The 18,711-nt window shown below is 61.2% G+C and carries 15 protein-coding genes; 6 read left to right on the top strand and 9 right to left on the bottom strand.

What is annotated here, in order from left to right; genetic code table 11:
* From AC1DUY_RS17000 to AC1DUY_RS16980, 5 genes are all read left to right on the top strand, one after another.
* Nucleotides 1-1,587 (top strand): ABC transporter substrate-binding protein, encoded by a 1,587-nt coding sequence (locus AC1DUY_RS17000; RefSeq protein ID WP_478115732.1) that lies wholly within the window; start codon nt 1-3, stop codon nt 1,585-1,587.
* Nucleotides 1,588-1,688: 101 nt separating this feature from the next.
* A complete protein-coding gene (locus AC1DUY_RS16995; protein WP_478115730.1) occupies nt 1,689-3,275 on the top strand; it encodes an ABC transporter substrate-binding protein in 1,587 nt (528 codons plus the stop codon).
* Entirely contained in the window at nt 3,272-4,294 is a 1,023-nt protein-coding gene (locus AC1DUY_RS16990) for an ABC transporter permease (protein ID WP_478115728.1), read from the top strand. The genes AC1DUY_RS16995 and AC1DUY_RS16990 overlap by 4 nt, the downstream gene beginning before the upstream one ends.
* Nucleotides 4,295-4,307: 13 nt before the next feature.
* Nucleotides 4,308-5,138 (top strand): ABC transporter permease, encoded by an 831-nt coding sequence (locus AC1DUY_RS16985; RefSeq protein ID WP_120289223.1) that lies wholly within the window; start codon nt 4,308-4,310, stop codon nt 5,136-5,138.
* Nucleotides 5,139-5,143: 5 nt separating this feature from the next.
* The gene (locus tag AC1DUY_RS16980) at nt 5,144-6,799 is read left to right on the top strand and encodes a dipeptide ABC transporter ATP-binding protein (protein ID WP_478115725.1); all 1,656 of its coding nucleotides are present in this window, start codon (nt 5,144-5,146) and stop codon (nt 6,797-6,799) included.
* A gap of 50 nt (nt 6,800-6,849) precedes the next feature.
* Here the strand turns inward: AC1DUY_RS16980 and AC1DUY_RS16975 are convergent, their stop codons facing one another.
* From AC1DUY_RS16975 to AC1DUY_RS16935, 9 genes are all read right to left on the bottom strand, one after another.
* Nucleotides 6,850-7,827, bottom strand: coding sequence for a Bug family tripartite tricarboxylate transporter substrate binding protein (locus AC1DUY_RS16975; protein WP_478115723.1), 978 nt, complete (start codon nt 7,825-7,827; stop codon nt 6,850-6,852).
* Nucleotides 7,828-8,002: 175 nt separating this feature from the next.
* Nucleotides 8,003-9,685 carry a nickel ABC transporter ATP-binding protein NikE gene (nikE, locus tag AC1DUY_RS16970; RefSeq protein WP_478115721.1) on the bottom strand — a complete coding sequence of 561 codons (1,683 nt, stop codon included), beginning with the start codon at nt 9,683-9,685 and terminating at the stop codon, nt 8,003-8,005.
* The gene (locus AC1DUY_RS16965) at nt 9,685-10,533 is read right to left on the bottom strand and encodes an ABC transporter permease (RefSeq protein WP_478115719.1); all 849 of its coding nucleotides are present in this window, start codon (nt 10,531-10,533) and stop codon (nt 9,685-9,687) included. The genes nikE and AC1DUY_RS16965 overlap by 1 nt, the downstream gene beginning before the upstream one ends.
* A complete protein-coding gene (locus AC1DUY_RS16960; RefSeq protein ID WP_478115717.1) occupies nt 10,530-11,561 on the bottom strand; it encodes an ABC transporter permease in 1,032 nt (343 codons plus the stop codon). Before AC1DUY_RS16960 ends, AC1DUY_RS16965 begins: the two co-directional genes overlap by 4 nt.
* A 112-nt stretch (nt 11,562-11,673) precedes the next feature.
* Nucleotides 11,674-13,290, bottom strand: a complete 1,617-nt coding sequence (locus AC1DUY_RS16955) for an ABC transporter substrate-binding protein (RefSeq protein WP_478115715.1) — start codon at nt 13,288-13,290, stop codon at nt 11,674-11,676.
* Nucleotides 13,291-13,440: 150 nt separating this feature from the next.
* Nucleotides 13,441-14,871 (bottom strand): NAD(P)-binding domain-containing protein, encoded by a 1,431-nt coding sequence (locus AC1DUY_RS16950; RefSeq protein WP_478115713.1) that lies wholly within the window; start codon nt 14,869-14,871, stop codon nt 13,441-13,443.
* Nucleotides 14,868-15,626, bottom strand: coding sequence for an SDR family oxidoreductase (locus AC1DUY_RS16945; protein ID WP_309946924.1), 759 nt, complete (start codon nt 15,624-15,626; stop codon nt 14,868-14,870). Before AC1DUY_RS16945 ends, AC1DUY_RS16950 begins: the two co-directional genes overlap by 4 nt.
* A 4-nt stretch (nt 15,627-15,630) precedes the next feature.
* On the bottom strand, nt 15,631-16,605 hold the full coding sequence (locus AC1DUY_RS16940; RefSeq protein WP_478115711.1) for an NAD-dependent epimerase/dehydratase family protein: 975 nt from the start codon (nt 16,603-16,605) through the stop codon (nt 15,631-15,633).
* Between the two features lie 145 nt (nt 16,606-16,750).
* Nucleotides 16,751-17,497, bottom strand: a complete 747-nt coding sequence (locus tag AC1DUY_RS16935) for a GntR family transcriptional regulator (RefSeq protein ID WP_478115709.1) — start codon at nt 17,495-17,497, stop codon at nt 16,751-16,753.
* Nucleotides 17,498-17,702: 205 nt separating this feature from the next.
* On the opposite strand from AC1DUY_RS16935, the gene AC1DUY_RS16930 reads away from it, so the two are divergent.
* On the top strand, nt 17,703-18,707 hold the full coding sequence (locus AC1DUY_RS16930) for an ABC transporter substrate-binding protein (protein ID WP_120288820.1): 1,005 nt from the start codon (nt 17,703-17,705) through the stop codon (nt 18,705-18,707).
* Nucleotides 18,708-18,711 lie beyond the last annotated feature (4 nt).

The raw sequence follows: 18,711 nt of genomic DNA, 5'->3' as shown, positions 1-18,711 counted from the left end.
ATGAACAGACGTGAATTCGCGAAGCTATTGGGTTTGAGTGCGACGGCGCTTTCGGGAATTCCCCTCGGCGTCACCCGCGCCGTGGGTCAGACCAGGGGCGGCACGCTCAATACAATCATCCAGCCCGAGCCGCCGATCCTGGTGACGGCGCTCAACCAGCAGCAGCCGACGCTGACGCTGGGCGGCAAGATCTATGAGAGCCTGCTCCGCTACGGCGCCGATCTGAAGCCGCTGCCCGGTCTCGCTGAGTCCTGGACCGTTTCACCCGATGGCCTCGTCTATACATTCAAGCTGTTTCCAGGCATCACCTTCCATGACGGCAAGCCGTTGACGTCGGAAGACGTGGTGTTCTCGGTCACCAAGGTCCTCGTCGAAACCCATGCGCGTGCGCGCGGCACCTTCCTGCGCATCGACAAGGCCGAAGCGCCCGATCCACTCACGGTGGTGTTCACGCTGAAGGCGCCGTTCGCGCCGTTCCTCAATTCGTTCGATTGCACCACCGCGCCGATCGTGCCGAAGCACATCTATGACGGCACCGATTTCCGCAAGAACCCTGCCAATGCGCAGGCGATCGGCTCGGGCCCGTTCAAGCTCAAGGAATGGGTCAAGGGCTCGCATGTCCATCTCGTTAAACACGAGGGCTATTACCGCAAGGGCGAGCCGCATCTCGACGAGATCATCTATCGCGTGATTCCGGACGGCGCATCGCGTGCCGTCGCGCTGGAACAGGGCAAGGTCCAATTGACGCAGTGGACCGACGTCGAACTGTTCGACGTTGCGCGTCTCTCGAAGCTGCCCAATGTCGAAATGACCACCAAGGGCTACGAGTTCTTCGCGCCGCATTTCTGGCTGGAGTTCAATCTTCGCGTCAAGCCGATGGACGACAAGCGCTTCCGCCAGGCGGTCATGTTCGCGGTCGATCGCAAAGCGCTGCTGCAACGCGTGTTCTTCAATCTCGGGAAGGTGGCGACCGGACCCGTTTCGTCGAAGACCCGGTTCTACGAAAAAGATGTCAAGCAGTACGACTACTCGCTGGACAAGGCGAAAGCTCTGCTCGACGAGATGGGCCTGAAGCCCGGCGCTGACGGCAAACGCGTCAGCATCAAATTCCTGGTTCCGCCCTATGGCGAAATCTGGCAGCGCTCGGCCGAATTCTTCAAGCAATCGCTCGGTCGTGTCGGCATCGATCTGCAACTGGAAAATCTCGATCTCGCCGGCTGGGCCGAGCGCACCAGCAACTGGAATTACGAGATGACCTGTAATCTGCTCTACCAGTTCGGCGATCCGGCGCTGGGCGTGTCGCGCAGTTACATCACGGCGAATATCCGTAAGGGTATTCTGTTCTCAAATATCGCGGGCTATTCCAATCCGGAAGTAGACCGGCTATTCGAGGAAGCCGCCGTGGCGACCTCTGACGCAAAACGTCAGGAACTCTACACGGCCGTGCAGAAAATTGTCGTAGAAGAAGTCCCGATCGCATGGATGGTCGAGCAAGGCTTCCCCAACTTCATCGACAAGCGGTTGAAGAACGTCATCACCACCGGCATCGGTGTGCACGAGACTTTTGGAGCCGTGACGCTCGGTTGAAGCCGAAGTTACTGAAAGTCATTTGATGGCTTGGCTGTAGCCGGACGTGTAAGCGTCCGGCTACAGCCACTGTCAGGCGTCAATGTTTAAAGGAAGAGGCTATGAATAGACGTGAATTCGCGAAGCTGATGGGCGTGAGCGCGGTTGCGCTCTCGGGTATCCCCCTCGGCATCACCCGTGCCGCTGGCCAAACCAAAGGCGGCACGCTGAACACGATCATTCAGCCAGAGCCTCCGATCCTCGTCACGGCACTGAACCAGCAGCAGCCGACGCTGACACTGGGCGGCAAGATTTATGAGAGCCTGCTGCGCTATAGCCCTGACCTCAAGCCGATGCCGGGCCTCGCACAGTCGTGGGAAGTGTCGCCGGACGGCCTGACCTATACATTCAAACTGTTCCCCGGCATTACCTTTCATGACGGCAAGCCGCTGACGGCTGACGACGTCATCTTCTCGATGACCAAGCTGCTGCCGGAGACCCATGCACGTGCGCGCGGGATTTACTCGCGCATCGAAAAGGCCGATGCGCCGGATCCGCTCACCGTGGTGTTCAAGCTGAAGTCGACCTTTGCCCCGTTCCTGACCGCGCTCGACTGCACCACCGGTCCAATCGTGCCCAAGCATATCTATGACGGCACGGAATATCGCAAGAACCCGGCGAATGCGCAGGCGATCGGCTCAGGCCCGTTCAAGCTCAAGGAATGGGTGAAGGGCTCGCATGTTCATCTCGTCAAGCACGAAGGCTATTACCGCAAAGATCAGCCGTATCTCGACGAAATCATCTATCGCATTATTCCCGACTCGGCGTCACGCGCTGTTGCGCTGGAGCAGGGCAAGATTCAGCTGACGCAGTGGAACGACATCGAAATGTTCGATGTAGCGCGGTTGTCGAAGTTGCCGAATTTCGAGCTGACCACGAAGGGTTACGAATATTTCGCTCCACATCAGTGGCTCGAACTCAACAACCGCATCAAGCCGATGGACGACAAGCGTTTCCGTCAGGCCATTGCCTATGCGCTCGATCTGAAATCGATGGCACAGCGCGTTTACTTCGGTCTGCCCAAGGTTGCGACCGGTCCGGTGTCGTCGGCGACCAGGTTCTACGAGAAAAACGTCAAGCGTTACGATTACTCGCTGGACAAGGCAAAGGCGCTGCTCGACGAGATGGGGCTCAAGCCAAGTGCCGGCGGCAAACGCGTCACCATCAAGTATCTCACCCCGCCCTATGGTGAAATCTATCAGCGCGCGGCCGAGTTCATTCGCCAGTCGCTCGGCCGCGTCGGCATCGATGTGCAGATCGAGAATACCGATGTCGGTGGCTGGGCCGAGAAGTTCAGCAACTGGGACTACGAGATGACGGGCAACCTGGTCTATCAGTTCGGCGATCCCGCACTCGGCGTGTCGCGCACCTACATCTCGTCGAATATCAAGAAGGGCATCCTATTCTCGAACACGGCAGGCTATTCCAATCCGGAAGTCGACCGTCTGTTCGAAGAGGCTGCAACCTCGACCTCCGAGGCCAAGCGTCAGGAACTCTACAGCCAGGTGCAGAAGATCCTGGTCGAGGATGTGCCGGTGGTCTGGATGTTCGAGCAGGCCTATCCCACCTTCATCGACAAGCGCCTCAAGAACGTGACTACAACAGCGATCGGCGTGCATGAATCGTTCAGCGACGTGAGCTTCGGATGACGGCGGTATCGGTCAATGCAAAAGGCGGTCGCGTGTTCGCGATCGCCCTCGCGCTTGCGGGGTGGTTTGTCAAATTCGTAGCCGTCGTTTTGGTCATTGCGACCTTCAACTTTATTCTCGTTCATGCCGCACCTGGCGATCCCGCGCAGGTGATTGCCGGCCAGAGCGGCGCATCCGACGAAAAGCTTCTGGCGCAGCTGCGCGCTGAATACGGGCTCGACAAGCCCTATCCGATTCAGCTCGCCACCTATCTGAAGCGCGTCGTGACGCTCGACCTTGGTTATTCCTATCGCCAGCAGCGGACCGTGGCGTCGCTCATTCTCGAGCGTCTGCCGGCAACACTGTTGCTGACGGCGACGGCTTTCAGCCTCGCGCTTCTGTCAGGCATCATTCTTGGCACGCTGGCCGGTGTCCGCGCCGGTAAGTGGTCCGACACGGTGCTGACCGTCGTGTCGCTGCTGCTTTATGCAACGCCGGTGTTCTGGCTTGGCCTGATGCTGGTTTTGCTGTTTTCGGTGCAACTCGATTGGCTGCCGGCGTTTGGTTACGTGACCATCGGTGTGCCGATGACCGCATTGCAGCGCATGTTCGACATCGGCTGGCATTTGATCCTGCCGGCGGTGTCACTCGCGGCCGTCTATCTCGCGATCTACACCCGCCTGATGCGCTCGTCGGTGCTGGACGTCACCCATCAGGATTTCATCAAGACCGCCAAGGCCAAAGGCCTGAAGCAGGGCCGTATCATCATTCGCCATATCCTGCGCAATGCGATGCTGCCGATCGTCACCGTCGCTGGCATGCAGGCGGGTGCGCTGGTGGGTGGCGCGGTGGTGATCGAGACTGTGTTTGCCTGGCCGGGTCTCGGACGTCTGATTTATGATGCGCTATTGCAGCGCGACTATCCGGTGTTGCTGGGCGTGTTTCTGGTGATGTCGGTGATCGTGATCGCGCTCAACCTTCTTACCGATGCGATCTACCGGGTGATCGATCCGCGCGTCTCCGTGCGCGCGGCATCGTGAACGGGATTATATGATGTCTACGCTCAAATCGTTTCTCCGCCATCCCACCGGGATGATTGGTCTGATCGTCCTCCTCGCGGTGGTCCTCCTCGCGGTGACGGCCCCGTGGCTGTTCCCCGACGATCCCTGGGACATGGTCGGCGCGCCGTTCCAGCCGCCGTTCAGTGAAGGGCTCTGGCTTGGCTCCGATATGCTCGGCCGTGACGTCGCTGCCGGCATCGCGCATGGTGCGCGGATTTCGCTGATCATCGGCGTCATCTCGACGCTAACCTCGCTGGTTATCGGCGTCACCATCGGCGCAACCGCCGGCTATTTCGGCGGCAAGGTCGATGAGGTGATGATGCGTATCACCGAGCTGTTCCAGACCATCCCGGGCTTCATTCTCGCCATCTTGCTGGTCGCGACCATCGGGCCGAAGATCTCCAACATCATCTTCGCAATCGGCATCGTCAGCTGGCCGCCGCTGGCACGCCTGACGCGCGCCGAGTTCATGCGGCTGCGCGGGCGTGAGTTCGTGCAAGCTGCGGTCTGCCAGGGCCAGCGTCCGCTGACCGTGGTGCTGCGCCGCATCCTGCCGAACGCGATCTCGCCGATTATCGTCACCGGATCGCTTGCGGTCGCCAGCGCCATCCTGATCGAGAGCGCGTTGAGCTTCATGGGTCTCGGCGATCCCAATCTGATGTCGTGGGGCTTCATGATCGGCGCCGCTCGTACCGTGATCCGGCAGGCGTGGTGGATGAGCGTGTTTCCCGGTCTAGCCATCCTGCTCACGGTGCTCGCCATCAATCTCGTGGGTGAAGGTCTCAATGACACGCTGAACCCCCGTATCTCACGCAAGCGATAGTATCCATGACCGACAAAACACTGCTTGCCATCGAGAACGTCTCCATCAGCCTGCCGCCGGGCGCAGATCGTCCTTTTGCCATCGAGGACGTATCGCTCACCGTCAACCGCAACGAAATCGTCTGTCTCGTCGGCGAGTCCGGCTCCGGCAAGTCGATGACCGCGCATGCGATCCTGCGACTGCTGCCCGACCGAACGGGCGTTGCGCAGGGCAGCATCAGCTTCAATGGTAACGACATCGCCAAGGCCGATGAGCCGACAATGCGCAAGCTGCGCGGCGGCGCGATCTCGATGATTTTCCAGGAGCCACTCAGCGCGCTCAATCCGCTGGCCCGTGTCGGCCAGCAGATTGCGGAATCGATCATCACACACACCAAGCCGACGCCGCCCAAAGAGGCGGTGGATGCGCGCGTGCAGGAGTTGATCCGGGACGTTGGCCTGCCGGATCCGGTGGCGCTCGCGCGCAGCTTTCCGTTTCAGCTCTCGGGCGGCCAGCGTCAGCGCATCATGATCGCGATGGCGATGGCGAATAATCCGGCGTTGCTGCTGGCCGACGAGCCGACCACGGCGCTCGACGTCACCACGCAGAAGCAGATTCTCGCGCTGGTGAAGAAGCTCCAGTCGGAGCGCGGCATGGGCGTGCTGCTGATCACCCACGATTTTGGCGTCGTTGCCGATGTCGCTGATCGCGTCGTCGTCATGCGCAACGGCCGTGTCGTTGAGCAGGGCACCGTCGACGAGGTCCTGCGTAATCCGAAGGACGATTACACCAAGAGCCTGATCGCCGCCGTCCCCGGCGCGCGCTCGCTGACCAAAGCCGATCGCAAGATCACCGGTGAGCCGTTGCTCGATGCGGTCGGGCTGAACAAGACCTTCATCACCAAACAGGGCATGTTCCTGCCGCCGCGCCGGACCGATGCCGTGCAGAACATCTCGCTCGGTCTGAAGGCGCGCGAGACGGTGGCCATCGTCGGCGAGTCCGGCTCGGGCAAGTCCACGCTGGGTCGGCTGATTATGCGGCTGATCGAGCCTGACACGGGCTCGGTTCATTTCGATGGTAAGGATCTGTTATCACAGCGCGGCGAGCGGCTGCGTCAGATGCGCCGCAAGATCCAGATCGTGTTCCAGGATCCCTTCGCGGCGCTCGATCCACGCCAGAAGGTGGGCGACGCCATTGCCGGCGGCCCGATTGCCTATGGCACGCCCTCGAAGGAAGCCATGGCCGATGCGAAGCGCCTGCTGGCCCGCGTGGGCCTACAGGAGAGCGCGGCCAACCGCTATCCGCACGAATTCTCCGGCGGTCAGCGGCAGCGCATCTGTATCGCGCGTGCGCTGGCCCTGAAGCCTTCGGTGCTTGTGGCGGACGAGGCGGTCTCGGCGCTCGACGTCTCGGTACAGGCGCAGGTGCTGCAGCTCCTCGCCGAACTGCGCGAGGAGATGAACCTGGCGATGATCTTCATCACCCATGACCTGCGCGTCGCCGCTGAAATCGCCGACCGCATCGTGGTGATGCGGCGCGGCGAGATCGTCGAACAGGGCGAAACGCAGAAGATCTTCCAGAATCCCACCGACGCCTATACGCGTGCGCTGCTGGATGCGATCCCCGGCCGCTCGATGTTTGCCGGTCCGGGTGCCAGGCAGGCGGAAGTCGCTTCCGCATAAAAAAAAGCCCGCCAGACTTTACGCCTGGCGGGCTTCGTCATTCTGCCGATTCAGTCCAGCTTCACATTGGCCTCGGTCACGACCTTGCGCCAACGCGCGACTTCGGTCGACACCATCTTGCCGAAGTCAGCGCCGGCGACATCGGGAACATCGGAGCCGTTGCGCTCCCACGCCTCCTTGATCGCCGGCACCTGCAATGCAGCTTTCAATTCCTTCGCCATGCGCTCGACCACGTCGGGCGGCGTGCCCTTGGGGGCGAACAGCCCGTACCAGGTGGCGACTTCATAATTCGGCAAACCGGCTTCCGCCGCGGTCGGCAGATCGGGGAAGGCTGCCACGCGCTTCGGAGCGGCAATCGCCAGCGCGCGGAGTTGCCCCGCGCGGATTGGCGCGGCGGACGAGCCGAGACCGTCGAACACGACGGGCACGTGACCGGCGATCAGGTCCTGCATTGCCGGTCCGGCGCCGCGATAGGGCACGTGCTGGATCTTGGTCTGGGTCAGGATCTTGAACAGCTCGCCGGCCAGGTGATGCGTCGTGCCGGCGCCGGCCGATCCATAAGAGAGCTTGTCCGGGTTGGCCTTCGCATAGGCGATGAATTCACCCAGTGTCTTGGCGGCGACCTTGTCTGGATTGACCACGATGACCTGCGGTGGTCGTGCGATCAGCGCCACCGGGATGAAGTCTTTCTCGATGTCATAATCGAGGGTGGGATAGAGCGACGGGGCGATCGCGTGATGCGCGGCACCCATGAAGAAGGTGTAGCCGTCAGGCGCCGCCTTGGCAGCCGCCGAAGCGCCAACCGTGCCGCCCGCACCGGCGCGGTTTTCGATGATGACGCGCTTGCCGAGTTGGGTGTCGAGCTGCGCCGCCAGTGGCCGCGCAAAGGCGTCGGTGCCGCCGCCGGCTGCGAAGGGAACGATGAAGGTGACTTGTTTCTGCGGCCACTGGGCGTGCGCGCCGGTCGTGATCGCAGAACAGCTCGCCATGACGGCAAGCAAGGCAACGTGAACGGCTTTGATCCGCACGGAATCCTCCCGATTTTATTGCGTCATTGGGGACGCTTGGTCTTATGTTCTGCGAGATAAGGCGCGGATGCAAGGTATCCGGCACCGGTATAACTCACACTATAGTCGGTATGGTTACGCCAATGGAACCGGACAAGGCTGTCCGTTGAGGCGTTTAGCCGCTAGCCACCCGCGGCTAGGCGCCGGCGGCCATTTTTTCTGCGGCGATCATCTCGATATGCGGAACTGCATCGACGAGCTCGCGGGTGTAGTCGGTCTTCGGGCTGTCGAACAACTGATGACTCTCGCCTTCTTCGACGATGGCGCCGTTGCGCAGCACGATGGTCCGCTGGCACATCATGCGCACGACGTTGAGATCGTGGCTGACGAACAGGAAGGCGAGATTGTCTTCGCGACGCAACCGGTCGAGGAGCTGCAACACCACGGCCTGAACGGAGACGTCGAGCGCGGCCGTCGGCTCGTCCAGCACCAGAAGCTTCGGCCGGCAGGCAATCGCGCGCGCGATGCCGATGCGGGCTTTCTGGCCGCCCGACAGCTGGTGCGGAAACCGTTCCAGCAGATTGGCGGGGAGGCCGACGCGGTGAGCGCATTCGCCGACGCGCTGGCGCAGCGCCGCTCCATTGCGCATGCCGAGCAGGCGGATCAGGGGATGCGCGATGCAGTCGAAGGCGTTGAAGCGCGGATTAAGGCTGTCGTTCGGGTCCTGGAAGACGATCTGGATGTCGCGGCGCTGCGGCGCGCGGTGAAAGTCGCGTGCCGGAATATGGCTGATCGACTGGCCGTTGAAATTGATGATGCCTTCGCTCTGATCGAGCAGGCGGCAGATCATGCGCGAGGTCGTGCTCTTGCCGGAGCCGGACTCGCCGACAAGTCCAACGCTTTCGCCAGGCGCAATCGCCATCGAGAAATTCTCGACGCCAACAGTGCCGTCGTCGAAACGTTTGACGAGATCGAGAACTTCCAGCAGCGGCGGCGTGCCATGCGCCGGCTTTGGCGGCGGAGCGAAGGGGGCGGCCGGTACCAGCAGCTTCTCGTCGTCGGTCACGAGATCCTCGACGCGCGAGGTCGCGGTCGGCGACGCTGCGACGAGCCGCTTGGTGTAGGGATGCTGCGGCGACCGGAACAGCGTCAGAGCGTCGGCTTCCTCGACGAGTTTGCCCTGTTCCATCACCACGACGCGGCGGCAATAGCGGGCGGCGAGGCCGAGGTCGTGGGTGATGAGGATCGTCGCCATGCCCCGCTCCGCGGCGATGCTGGCGAGGAGATCCATCACCACCTTCTGCGTGGTGACGTCGAGGCCGGTTGTCGGCTCATCCGCGATCAGCAGCGCCGGATTGCTGGAGATTGCCATGGCGATCATGACGCGCTGGCACATGCCGCCAGAGAGTTCGTGCGGATAGGCGTTCATCCGCTTCTCTGGATCGCGGATTTTCACCGCCCGCAGCAGTTCGAGCGATTCTGCGCGGGCCTCCGATGCGGAGATCTTGCGATGCGCCAAAATGGCATCGGCGATCTGTTGGCCGATGGCGCGGATCGGATTAAGCGCGCCGCGCGGATTCTGGAAGATCATGGCCATCGCCGAGCCGTGCATCTCGCGCAGGCTGGCGCTGGTCATCTTGGTGATGTCGCGATCACGGAACGAGATGCGGCCGCCGGAGATCTTGCCCGACGCGTCCAGTAGGCGCGTCATCGCAAAACCGGTGACAGATTTGCCGGAGCCACTCTCGCCGACGATGCCCAGTGTCTCGCCCTCGGCAAGCGAGAGCGAGATTCCGCGCACAGCCTCGACCGGACCGCGACGAGTGGAGAAGGTGACCTGAAGATTCTCGATATCGAGCAGCGGTTTTGGTGTCGTCATCACGTTCGCTGTCTCGGATCAAGAATATCACGCAGCCCGTCGCCAAGCAGATTGAAGCACAGCACAGCCAGCATCAGCGCCAGGCCGGGAAACGCGACCAGCCACCATTTGCCGGTGGAGATGAAACGCGCGCCTTCAGCGACCATAATGCCCCATTCAGGCGTTGGCGGCTTGACGCCGAGCCCGATGAACGAGAGGCCGGCAGCATTGATGATGGCCCAGCCGAGATTGAGCGACATCTGCACCACCATCGCAGGCAGCACGTTCGGCAGCAAAAAGCGCAGTACAACAGAGACATGACTGTCGCCGCAAGCGCGAGCGGCCTCGACCCAGCCGAGGTTGCGGCGCACGTTCACTTCGGCACGTGCAAAGCGGATGTAGAACGGCAGGTTGATGATGGCGGTGGCGATGACAATGTTCTCGACGCGATTGCCGAGGGCAGCAACCATGGCCATGGCCAGCACGAATAGCGGGAACGCCATCAGCACATCGACAAAGCGGCCGACGGCGCGATCGAGCTTGCCGCCTGAATAGCCGCAGAGGGCGCCGATGACAGCGCCCAGCGCGAAGGAGATGCCAACGGCGGAGACTGCAATAGCTAGATCGAGTTGTGCGGCGACGATGATGCGGCTGAACACATCGCGGCCAAGCTGATCGGTGCCGGCCCAATGCGCAGCACTCGGCGGCATCAGCGCGTTCTGAACGTTTGACACGATGGGATCATAGGGCACGATCCACGGACCGAAGATGCCGACAAAGATTAGCAGCGATGCGCCGATGGCGGCGATGCCGGTGATGGGGTTGCCGCGGAGGATGAACGCGGCGTGTTGAAGTGTTGCGCTGCTCATCCGATGGAAATCCTGGGATCGGCGATGCCATAGAGCACATCGACGACGAGATTGACGATAACGAAGACCGAAGCCATTAGCAGCACGAAGCCCTGCACCGGGGCATAGTCCGACGACAGCAGCGCATCGAGCGCGTAGGAGGCGACGCCAGGCCAGGAGAACACCTTCTCCACCAGCACATTCGCACCGAGCATGGTCGAAAACACGATGCCGGCGATGGTGATGACCGGCAGGATCGCATTACGCAACGCATAGGTGACGATGATGCGCCACCATGACAGGCCGACAGAACGCGCGGTGCGAACGAAGTCGCTGCCGAGCGAGGCCAGCATCGAGGCGCGGGTGATACGCGCCAGTGGCGCGATAACAAACAGCGCCATGGTGCAGGCCGGCAGGATCAATTGCTTGAATGCGGCCCACCAGCCATCGAAGTCGCCGGCGAGCGCAAAGTCGATCAACAGGAAGCTGGTATGTGCTGGCGGCAGCGTCGTGAAGATATCGACGCGCCCGGTCGGATCGGGCGACACGCCGAACAGATAATAGAAGATATAGATCAGCAGCAGGCCCGACACGAAGGTCGGGACACAGACCCCGAGCGCGCAGAAGAGCCTCACGCTGTGATCGACCAGCGATCCTGGTTTCAGCGCTGCAAGGACACCCAGCGGGATTGCGAGAACAAGTGCGATCAGAAGTGCCGAGAAGGTGAGTTCGAGGGAGGCCGGCAGGCGCTCACGCAAGTCCTTTGTGACGTTCTGGCCTGTCATTAGCGAACGGCCAAGATTGCCGCGGCCGACATCATACAGATAAAGGAACAGTTGCTGTGGCACGGGCTTGTCGAGACCCATCTGTTTGCGGATGGTCTCGATCTCTTCCTTGCCGGAGTTGGGTCCCGAAGCAAAGAACACGGCGGGATCACCCGGCAATACGCGCATCAACAGGAAGGTGAAGATCAGCACGCCGAACAACGCAGGCAAGGAGGATGCGAAGCGTCGCGCTGCACGGATGGCCGTTGCGCCGAGAGTCGTCATGATCGGTTACTCGTAGTCATGGGCAGCTCGCTGAAGTTAAGTTCGCAAGCTGCGTAGATCCGAAGCGCCACTGAGGGGCGCTTCGGGATTCGCTCGCATGGTGCTCGGAAAATCACTTCCGGCTGAGGTCGCGGTAATCGACCTGGCGATGGAACTGATAGGTGTAGCCCGTCAGGTTCGAGGCCATCACCGCGTCCTGGCTCGGCTGCCACAGCGGAATCTGGGGCATCAGGTCGAAGTTCATCGCGTTCAGCACCTTGCCGTCGGCTTCGTACTTGGCCTTGTCAGCCTCGAAACGAGCCTTCTGCGCGACCGCGGTCAGCTCGGCATTGTCGATAGAGCTGTAGTTCCAGCGTTGATTGCCGGTGTAGAAGTTGCGGTAGAAGTAGTCGGTCGACGGCAGCCAGGCGACGATGCCCTCGGTGAAGAAGGGCAGCTTCTTCTCGGTGATCTGAGTCGACATCTGCGCATCCGGCAGCTTCTGGATATCGACCTTGATGCCGATCTTGGCGAGCGATTCCTTCAGCAGCGCAGCCATCGGCTCAGCAGTTGCCGACTGGCCCACATTGAAGCTGAACGTGGTCGAGAAACCGTCCGGATAGCCTGCGGCCTTCAGATAGGCCTTGGCCTTTTCGAGGTCGAGCTTGATCGGCTGCTTGATCGGAAATGCACCGCTCGGCGGCTTGCCATCGGCCCAGGTCGCGCCGGCCAGCAAATCCCCGCGGCTGAACAGTGCCGCCTTGAACATGTCGTCATAAGGCAGCGCATAGGCCACGGCGCGACGCACGTCCGGCTTGTCGAAGGGAGCCATCTGGTTGTTCATCGAGATGAAGGTGATGGCGTTATACTGCGGCGTCGAGATCACCTGCAGCTTGCCCTTGGCCTCTAATGCCTGCGCGTCGCTGGCCTGCAGATCGATGACGATATCGGCGTCACCTTTTTCAACCAGGTTGGCGCGCGTTGCCGGTTCCGGCACCGACTGGATGATCAGGCGCTTGAAGAAGGCCTGCTTGTCGCCGGCGGCACGATTCCAGGCGTCGTTGCGCTTGAGGATGACCTGCTCGCCGGGCTTGAAGGTCTCGACGATATAGGCGCCCGATCCGGCAGTGTTTTCCTTGAGCCAGGCCTGTGCCCACGGATCTTCCTCGGTGGCGTGGGCCTTGGCGAGTTTCGAATTGATGATGATCGGATAGACCGTGGCGAGGTTCGGCAGCGCCAGTTTGTCCGGCTGCGGCAGTGTTACTTCGAATGTCGTGGGATCGATCACCTTGAACTGGCTGGCATCGGTGAGCGAACCGGTCAGCAGCTGCGCCTTGCCAAGGATCTTGGCGGTGACGGCGCGGTCGAGCGACCACTTCACGTCTTCGGCCGTGACCGGCGAACCGTCCTGGAATTTCGCATTGCTGCGCAGCTTGAAGGTGATCTTCAGGCCATCCGGGCTGACCGTGTAGGACTCTGCGAGTTCGCCGCGGATGGTGTCCAGATCGAACACCCATTTGCCATTCAGTTGCTTGCGGCCGAACGACACCAGACGATCATAGGTCGAGAGGCTGACAGCGAAGGCTTCGCGGGTCGAGCCGGGAATATTGGGATCGAGCGTGTTGACGGCGGCGCCGGTCACGTAACGCAGCGTCTCGGCGCGGGTCTGCGCCTTGGCAGGAACGGCAGCGGTGAAAAATGCCAGCGCTGCGGCGGCGCCGAGCATCTGCTTGGAATAGATCAGTCCCATAACCCTATCCTCTGAATTCGACGGAAACTCTGAACGGACTCGTCAGTGCCGAGGCTGTCGAGCGACGCATCCACTGAAGCAAGGAACGCGCCAAACGATGGTCGATAGGTGCCAAGCGGAGAACTTTCCTCGTCGGGATAATTTGGTCCTTTAGCTTTTTGCCGCAGCTTCCGTCGTCCTTGCAATGGTCACTTGTGGAACGTCGTAGGCCTCGAACGCGGTCCAGTATCGCTCGATATCCGCGCGGAACAAGCCGCGCGTCAGGCCATGCACCAGTTTCGGGATCGCGGTGGTCATCGCATTGATCGATGACCCCGACGGGCCGAAGCTCATGGTGGACGCAATTGCGAAAAGATGGATGTCGGCGATCCACGGCGTGGTGCCGGGAACGCGTTCCATCAGCGCGTAATCGTCCGCGAGATAGGGGAAACGACCGAGGCGTGGGCTGATCTCGGTATCCGGCGGCTGGTAGCGATCAGACCAGATCGCGATATTGCCGGCGCAACTCTGCAATTCTTGGCGAGTCGAGAAATCCATGTCGATGCCGGTGCCGCAGATCACGAAGTCTGCGGTGAAGGTACCCTGTGGTGTCTGCAGCGCAACTTGGTTGCCTATTTTTTGTGCCGACTGAACGGGCGCGTTTTCGTGCAGATGGAAGCCGGCATGCCGTGCACAGCGATCCCAGGTCGGCTGTGGGAAGCCTTCGCGCAAATCCATGAGCCGGCGCATGAAGCGCCAGCGCCAGGCATCGTCGAGTTCGCTGAAGTGACGCAGCAACCCGCGGAAGGTCAGCCAGTGATAGGGCTGGACGATCTGGATTTCCGCGCGGCGGCACAACAGGTGCACCTCAGCGCCGGCTTCGAGCGCGGTTGCCGCATTGTCGAAGGCGGATGCGCCGGCGCCGATCACGGCGACGGTCTTGCCGCTCAGAGCATCGAAATCGATATCCGCGGATGCATTCACGCAAAGCGACGATGGCAGGTGCTGGAGTTGCTCCGGAATCATCCAGTCGCCCATGCCTTCCTGTCCTGTCGCCAGCAGCACCTTGCGCGCATGGACAGTTTCGATGCCGCCGGCGCTCTGTACGGTTGCTGCAAGCAAGCCGTTCGCGGCAGGCCCAATGTCCAGGACCTCGCAGCCATTGCGTACGGGCACGCCGGTAATGCGCCTGAACCACAGCAGATAGTCCGCCCAGTGTCCGCGCGGGATGCGATCGAGCGCCTGCCAGTGATCCTTCCCGAACATGGCTTCGTGCCATGACTGATAGGTGAGAGCGGGGATATCCAGATCAGGACCGGTGAAGTGTTTGGGGCTACGCAGCGTCGGCATGCGGGCGTAGGTGAGCCAGGGGCCTTCGCGGCCTTCGGCGCTTTTGTCGACAACGAGTATATTGGTGACCTGCGATCGTAGCAGGCCAAAGGCCGCTGTGACGCCGCCCTGTCCAGCGCCGACGATCAGCACGTCCAGCGCGGCTGTGCCGTCCGGCGCGGATTTCGGCTGCAGCCACGGCATGTTCGGGTGGGCAATCTTGTGGAGATCGTCGCGGACCTGCGCTTCCAGCGCTGCGAGAGCGTCGCTCATGCTGCGAGCCATCCGCCATCGACCGGCATGACCGTGCCGGTCGTGAACGAGGATGCATCGCTCGCCAGATGCAGCGCGGTCTGCGCGACTTCTTCGGCCAGACCGAAACGCTTCATGGCGTGACGATTGCGCGAGGCATCGCGCACGGGTTCGGGGTCCGCATGGCGCGCGAAACTGCGGCGCAGCAGCGGCGTGTCGATAGCGCCCGGTGCGATCGCGTTGACGCGAATGCCGTCGGTGGCGAAATCCACAGCCATGGTGCGTGTCAGGCTGATGATCGCGCCTTTGGCTGCGATATAGGCGCTATTGCCCTTGCCGCCGGCAATGGCCAATTGCGAGGCCAGCGTGATGATCGATCCCTTGCCCTGCTTCTGCATCTGCGGAATGGCCGCGCGCGCCCACAGCCAGGTGCCGCCGACATTGGTGCGAAACACGGCGTCCCAATCTTCTGGCGCTGTAGTCGCCACGGTGCCGCCGCAGGAAAAGCCAGCCGAGGTCATCAACACGTCGAGCTGACCGCGCCGGGCGACGATCTCCCCGACCACGGTCTGCGCGAAATCGCCGTCGCCGACATCACCGAGATGCATCGACGCCTTGGTTGCATTGGGCAGTGTCGCCAGCGTTTCTTTCAGGCCGGCCTCGTCGCGATCGACCAGTGCGACAAACGCGCCTTCCTGTGCGAACAGCATGGCACTGGCCTGGCCGATGCCAGAGCCTCCGCCGGTGATGATTGCCGTACGCCCCTGAAGTCTCATGTCATCATCCTATGCTGTGCCGTGCCGACCAGTCGATCAGATCCGCGGCTGAGTCGGCGCAGCCGAATTTGGCGCGCCATCCGAATTCCTGCTCCAATCGCGCGACCGATAGCGGTGCCCTGTCGCTGTCACTATGCAGATCGATGGTTGGGGTTTCGCCGACGCTGGCCAGGCGGCAAACAAAGCCCGGATTGGATTCCGTCAATTGTTGGCCCCATTCCAGCGCTGACCACGGCGTGGCGGTTGAGATGTTGTAGAGGCGATGCTGCGTCTTCGGCGCCTCAATCAGCAAAGTCATGGCATCGGCGACATCGGGCGCATAGATCCAGTCCCGCACGCCGGAACGGACCAGAATGGCGGCGCTCTGCTTCGCGTGCGCCGCGAAAATCTGCATCAGCGGGCTGAGCGTATCCCGTACGCCTGTTGCGCGCTCCCATGGTCCAAACACGGCGCTGAGCCGCACGCTGATGAAATCGGTCTGCCAGAGCGCGGCGAGGCGCGCGGCGACTTTTTCCGATGCAAATTTGGTGATCGCGTAGAGCGAGACGGGATCGCAGGGCAGCTCTTCATCGAGCAGGGGATATTTGAACGCCGAGGCGCCGTAGGCGCCGGCGGACGACAGATTGATCACGCGTTTGACGCCATGGCGGCGCGCTACTGCGAGAATCGGCGTTTGCGCCATCAGGTTGACTTGCAGGATGCTTTCCGGATCGGCGGCATCGCGCTCTGTGCTTGCCGTGATCGCAGCGCCGAGAATGATGGCATCGAAGCCGGCCGCGATGACACCGTCGATCAGTGCTCGGTCAAGCACATCGCCGTCGATCACTGAAAGCCTGTCGCCATGATCAGCGAAGGCAAGCTGCGCCGCCGGTGGCAGGCCTGCGCGGTCGAACAGGGTCACCACATGGCCGCGCTTCAACAGGGCTTGTGCGATATTCAATCCGACAAAGCCGGTGCCGCCAAAAACGAGAATCTTCATCGATCAGCCTATGAACCGCGGGGCGGTCCTTCGCCCCTGTTTGGACCATCGCGCTCCATGCCCAAAGCACGTTTTGCAGGCGCTTGGCGATTATGCGGTGTGCAGCGATACGGGCCCAGGCTTTATTCGTCGTGATAGAGGCCTGCTAGGTCTTCGCGTCGGTCGCAATCTGCAATGTCGCAAGAACGGCATCGCCGGTCTTGCGCGTATGCGCGCTGAGGGAAGCTGCAAATCCTTGCGCGTCGCGCGCGCGAAGCAGAGCCATGAAAGCCTCGTGTTCCCTTACGGATTCCGTCCACCGTGCCGCGTCATAATTGGCGGTGGCCCGTGCCCGATAGATATTCGCGTTCAACGTCGTCCAGATATTGAGGAGCACGGGATTCTTGGCGAGCCTGGTAATCTCGATATGGATGTCCTGGTTCAGCCTGAAATAGGCCGGGCGCGATGCTCCGCGATGAAGGGTAACAAGCTGGTCGTGCATCGCATTGAGTCGGACAATATCTTCATCCGTCGCGCGCATTGCAGCCTCGGCGCCGGCAACGCCGTCCAGTGCGACCATGATCGCAAAGCTGTTTGCGATTTCTTCCCTGTCGACCGGGGTGACGACAGGGGTGCGGTGAGGACGCAGTTCGATCAGCCCTTCGGAGGCCAGTATCTTGAATGCTTCGCGCAACGGTGTGCGCGATACGCCGAACGTTTCGCACAACATCTTTTCTGGCAAAGGGGCTCCGGCCTGGAGTTCGCCATCGACAATCATTTCGCGCACCTTCGCGACGAGTTGATCGTGCAACGACATACGGTCCAGCGGCCGTTTTGAATGATCAGAGGAGAGCTTTAGCCGTGTCGGCTTGAAGCGCGTCCGAAGCTTTGCGCGTGGGGCAATCTCACTCATGGTTCAGTCTCTCGGGTAGCGAGGTTGCCTCCACACGACATCCTTCGCCCAAAAATGCAGCATCGAAGTCGAGATAACAATAATTCATAGTAATTGATATTGCTACATAATTTTACTATTGTATATCGTATCCGGATTGGCATGAGGCTTGCTGAGTGGTGGACGTATCGTGAATTCACCGCCACCCACTCCGGAGATTGCGACGATGAAGAAAAATCTGCTCGGCATTCTGATTGCGCTTTGTTTGGCATCGATTGCCCCGGCCGCGATGGCGCAGTCCGAGTCGGTGATCAAGCTCGGCTATGCGAAATGTGCGCATTGCACACCGATGTCACTCACCCCGCAATACGCCAAGGGCGTTCAGATCGATGCGGTTGGATTTAACACAGGCACGGATGCGCTGACTGCGCTTGTCTCGAAGAACATCGACGTCGCGCAGGTGACCTATCTTCATTATGCGATCGCGCTCGACAAGGGTTTCGACGTGGTCGCTATTTCCGGGCAGGTCAATGGCGGTTCGGCAATGTTGGTCGGTAATGATCTGTCGATCGTTCCGAATGACTGGGCTTCGCTCAAGAAAGTCATCGCCGACTACAAGGCAGCGGGAAAGCCATTCCGCGTCGCGGCGTCCCGCGGCAACGCGCAGGACATTCATATGCGCGGCGCCTTTGCCAAGCAGGGCATCGACATCAACAAGGATGTGCAGTTCGTCAACATTCCCAATCCCTCCGATCACCTTCAGGCTCTGCGTCGCGGTGAAATCGAGTTGATCTGCACCGTGGAGCCCTTCGCCACCCAGATCCTTCAGGCCAAGGCCGCCAAGATGTTCGGCCTTCCCTACGATCAGGCTGCAGGAAAGCTCACCAACCTGATTCTGACGCGGTCGGATGTCGTCAAGGATAAGCCGAAGCAGCTCGAAGAGACCGTGCGTGCGGTTGTGAAAGTCGATGAATTCGTCGCGGCGGACAAGGGGGCTTTGATCGATGTGATCTCCAAGATCACCGGCCTCGACAAGGCCATCGCCACAGGCGCTGTCGAAAACCTCGATCCGGATCCGAAGATGTACCGTGCATCGGCGCTCGCCATCGCCGCGATGATGCGCGACCTGAAATACATCAATTCCGACGTCACCGCCGCGGTTGAGAAGAACATGGACTACCGCTTCCTGGAGGCTGCCACCGGCAAGCCGAAATCCGAACTCGGCTACTGAGCCC

The sequence above is a fragment of the Tardiphaga sp. P4_G1 genome (assembly GCF_056401215.1).
Note: the sequence above shows the minus strand (reverse complement) of the source record. Positions and strands in the feature narration are given on the sequence as shown.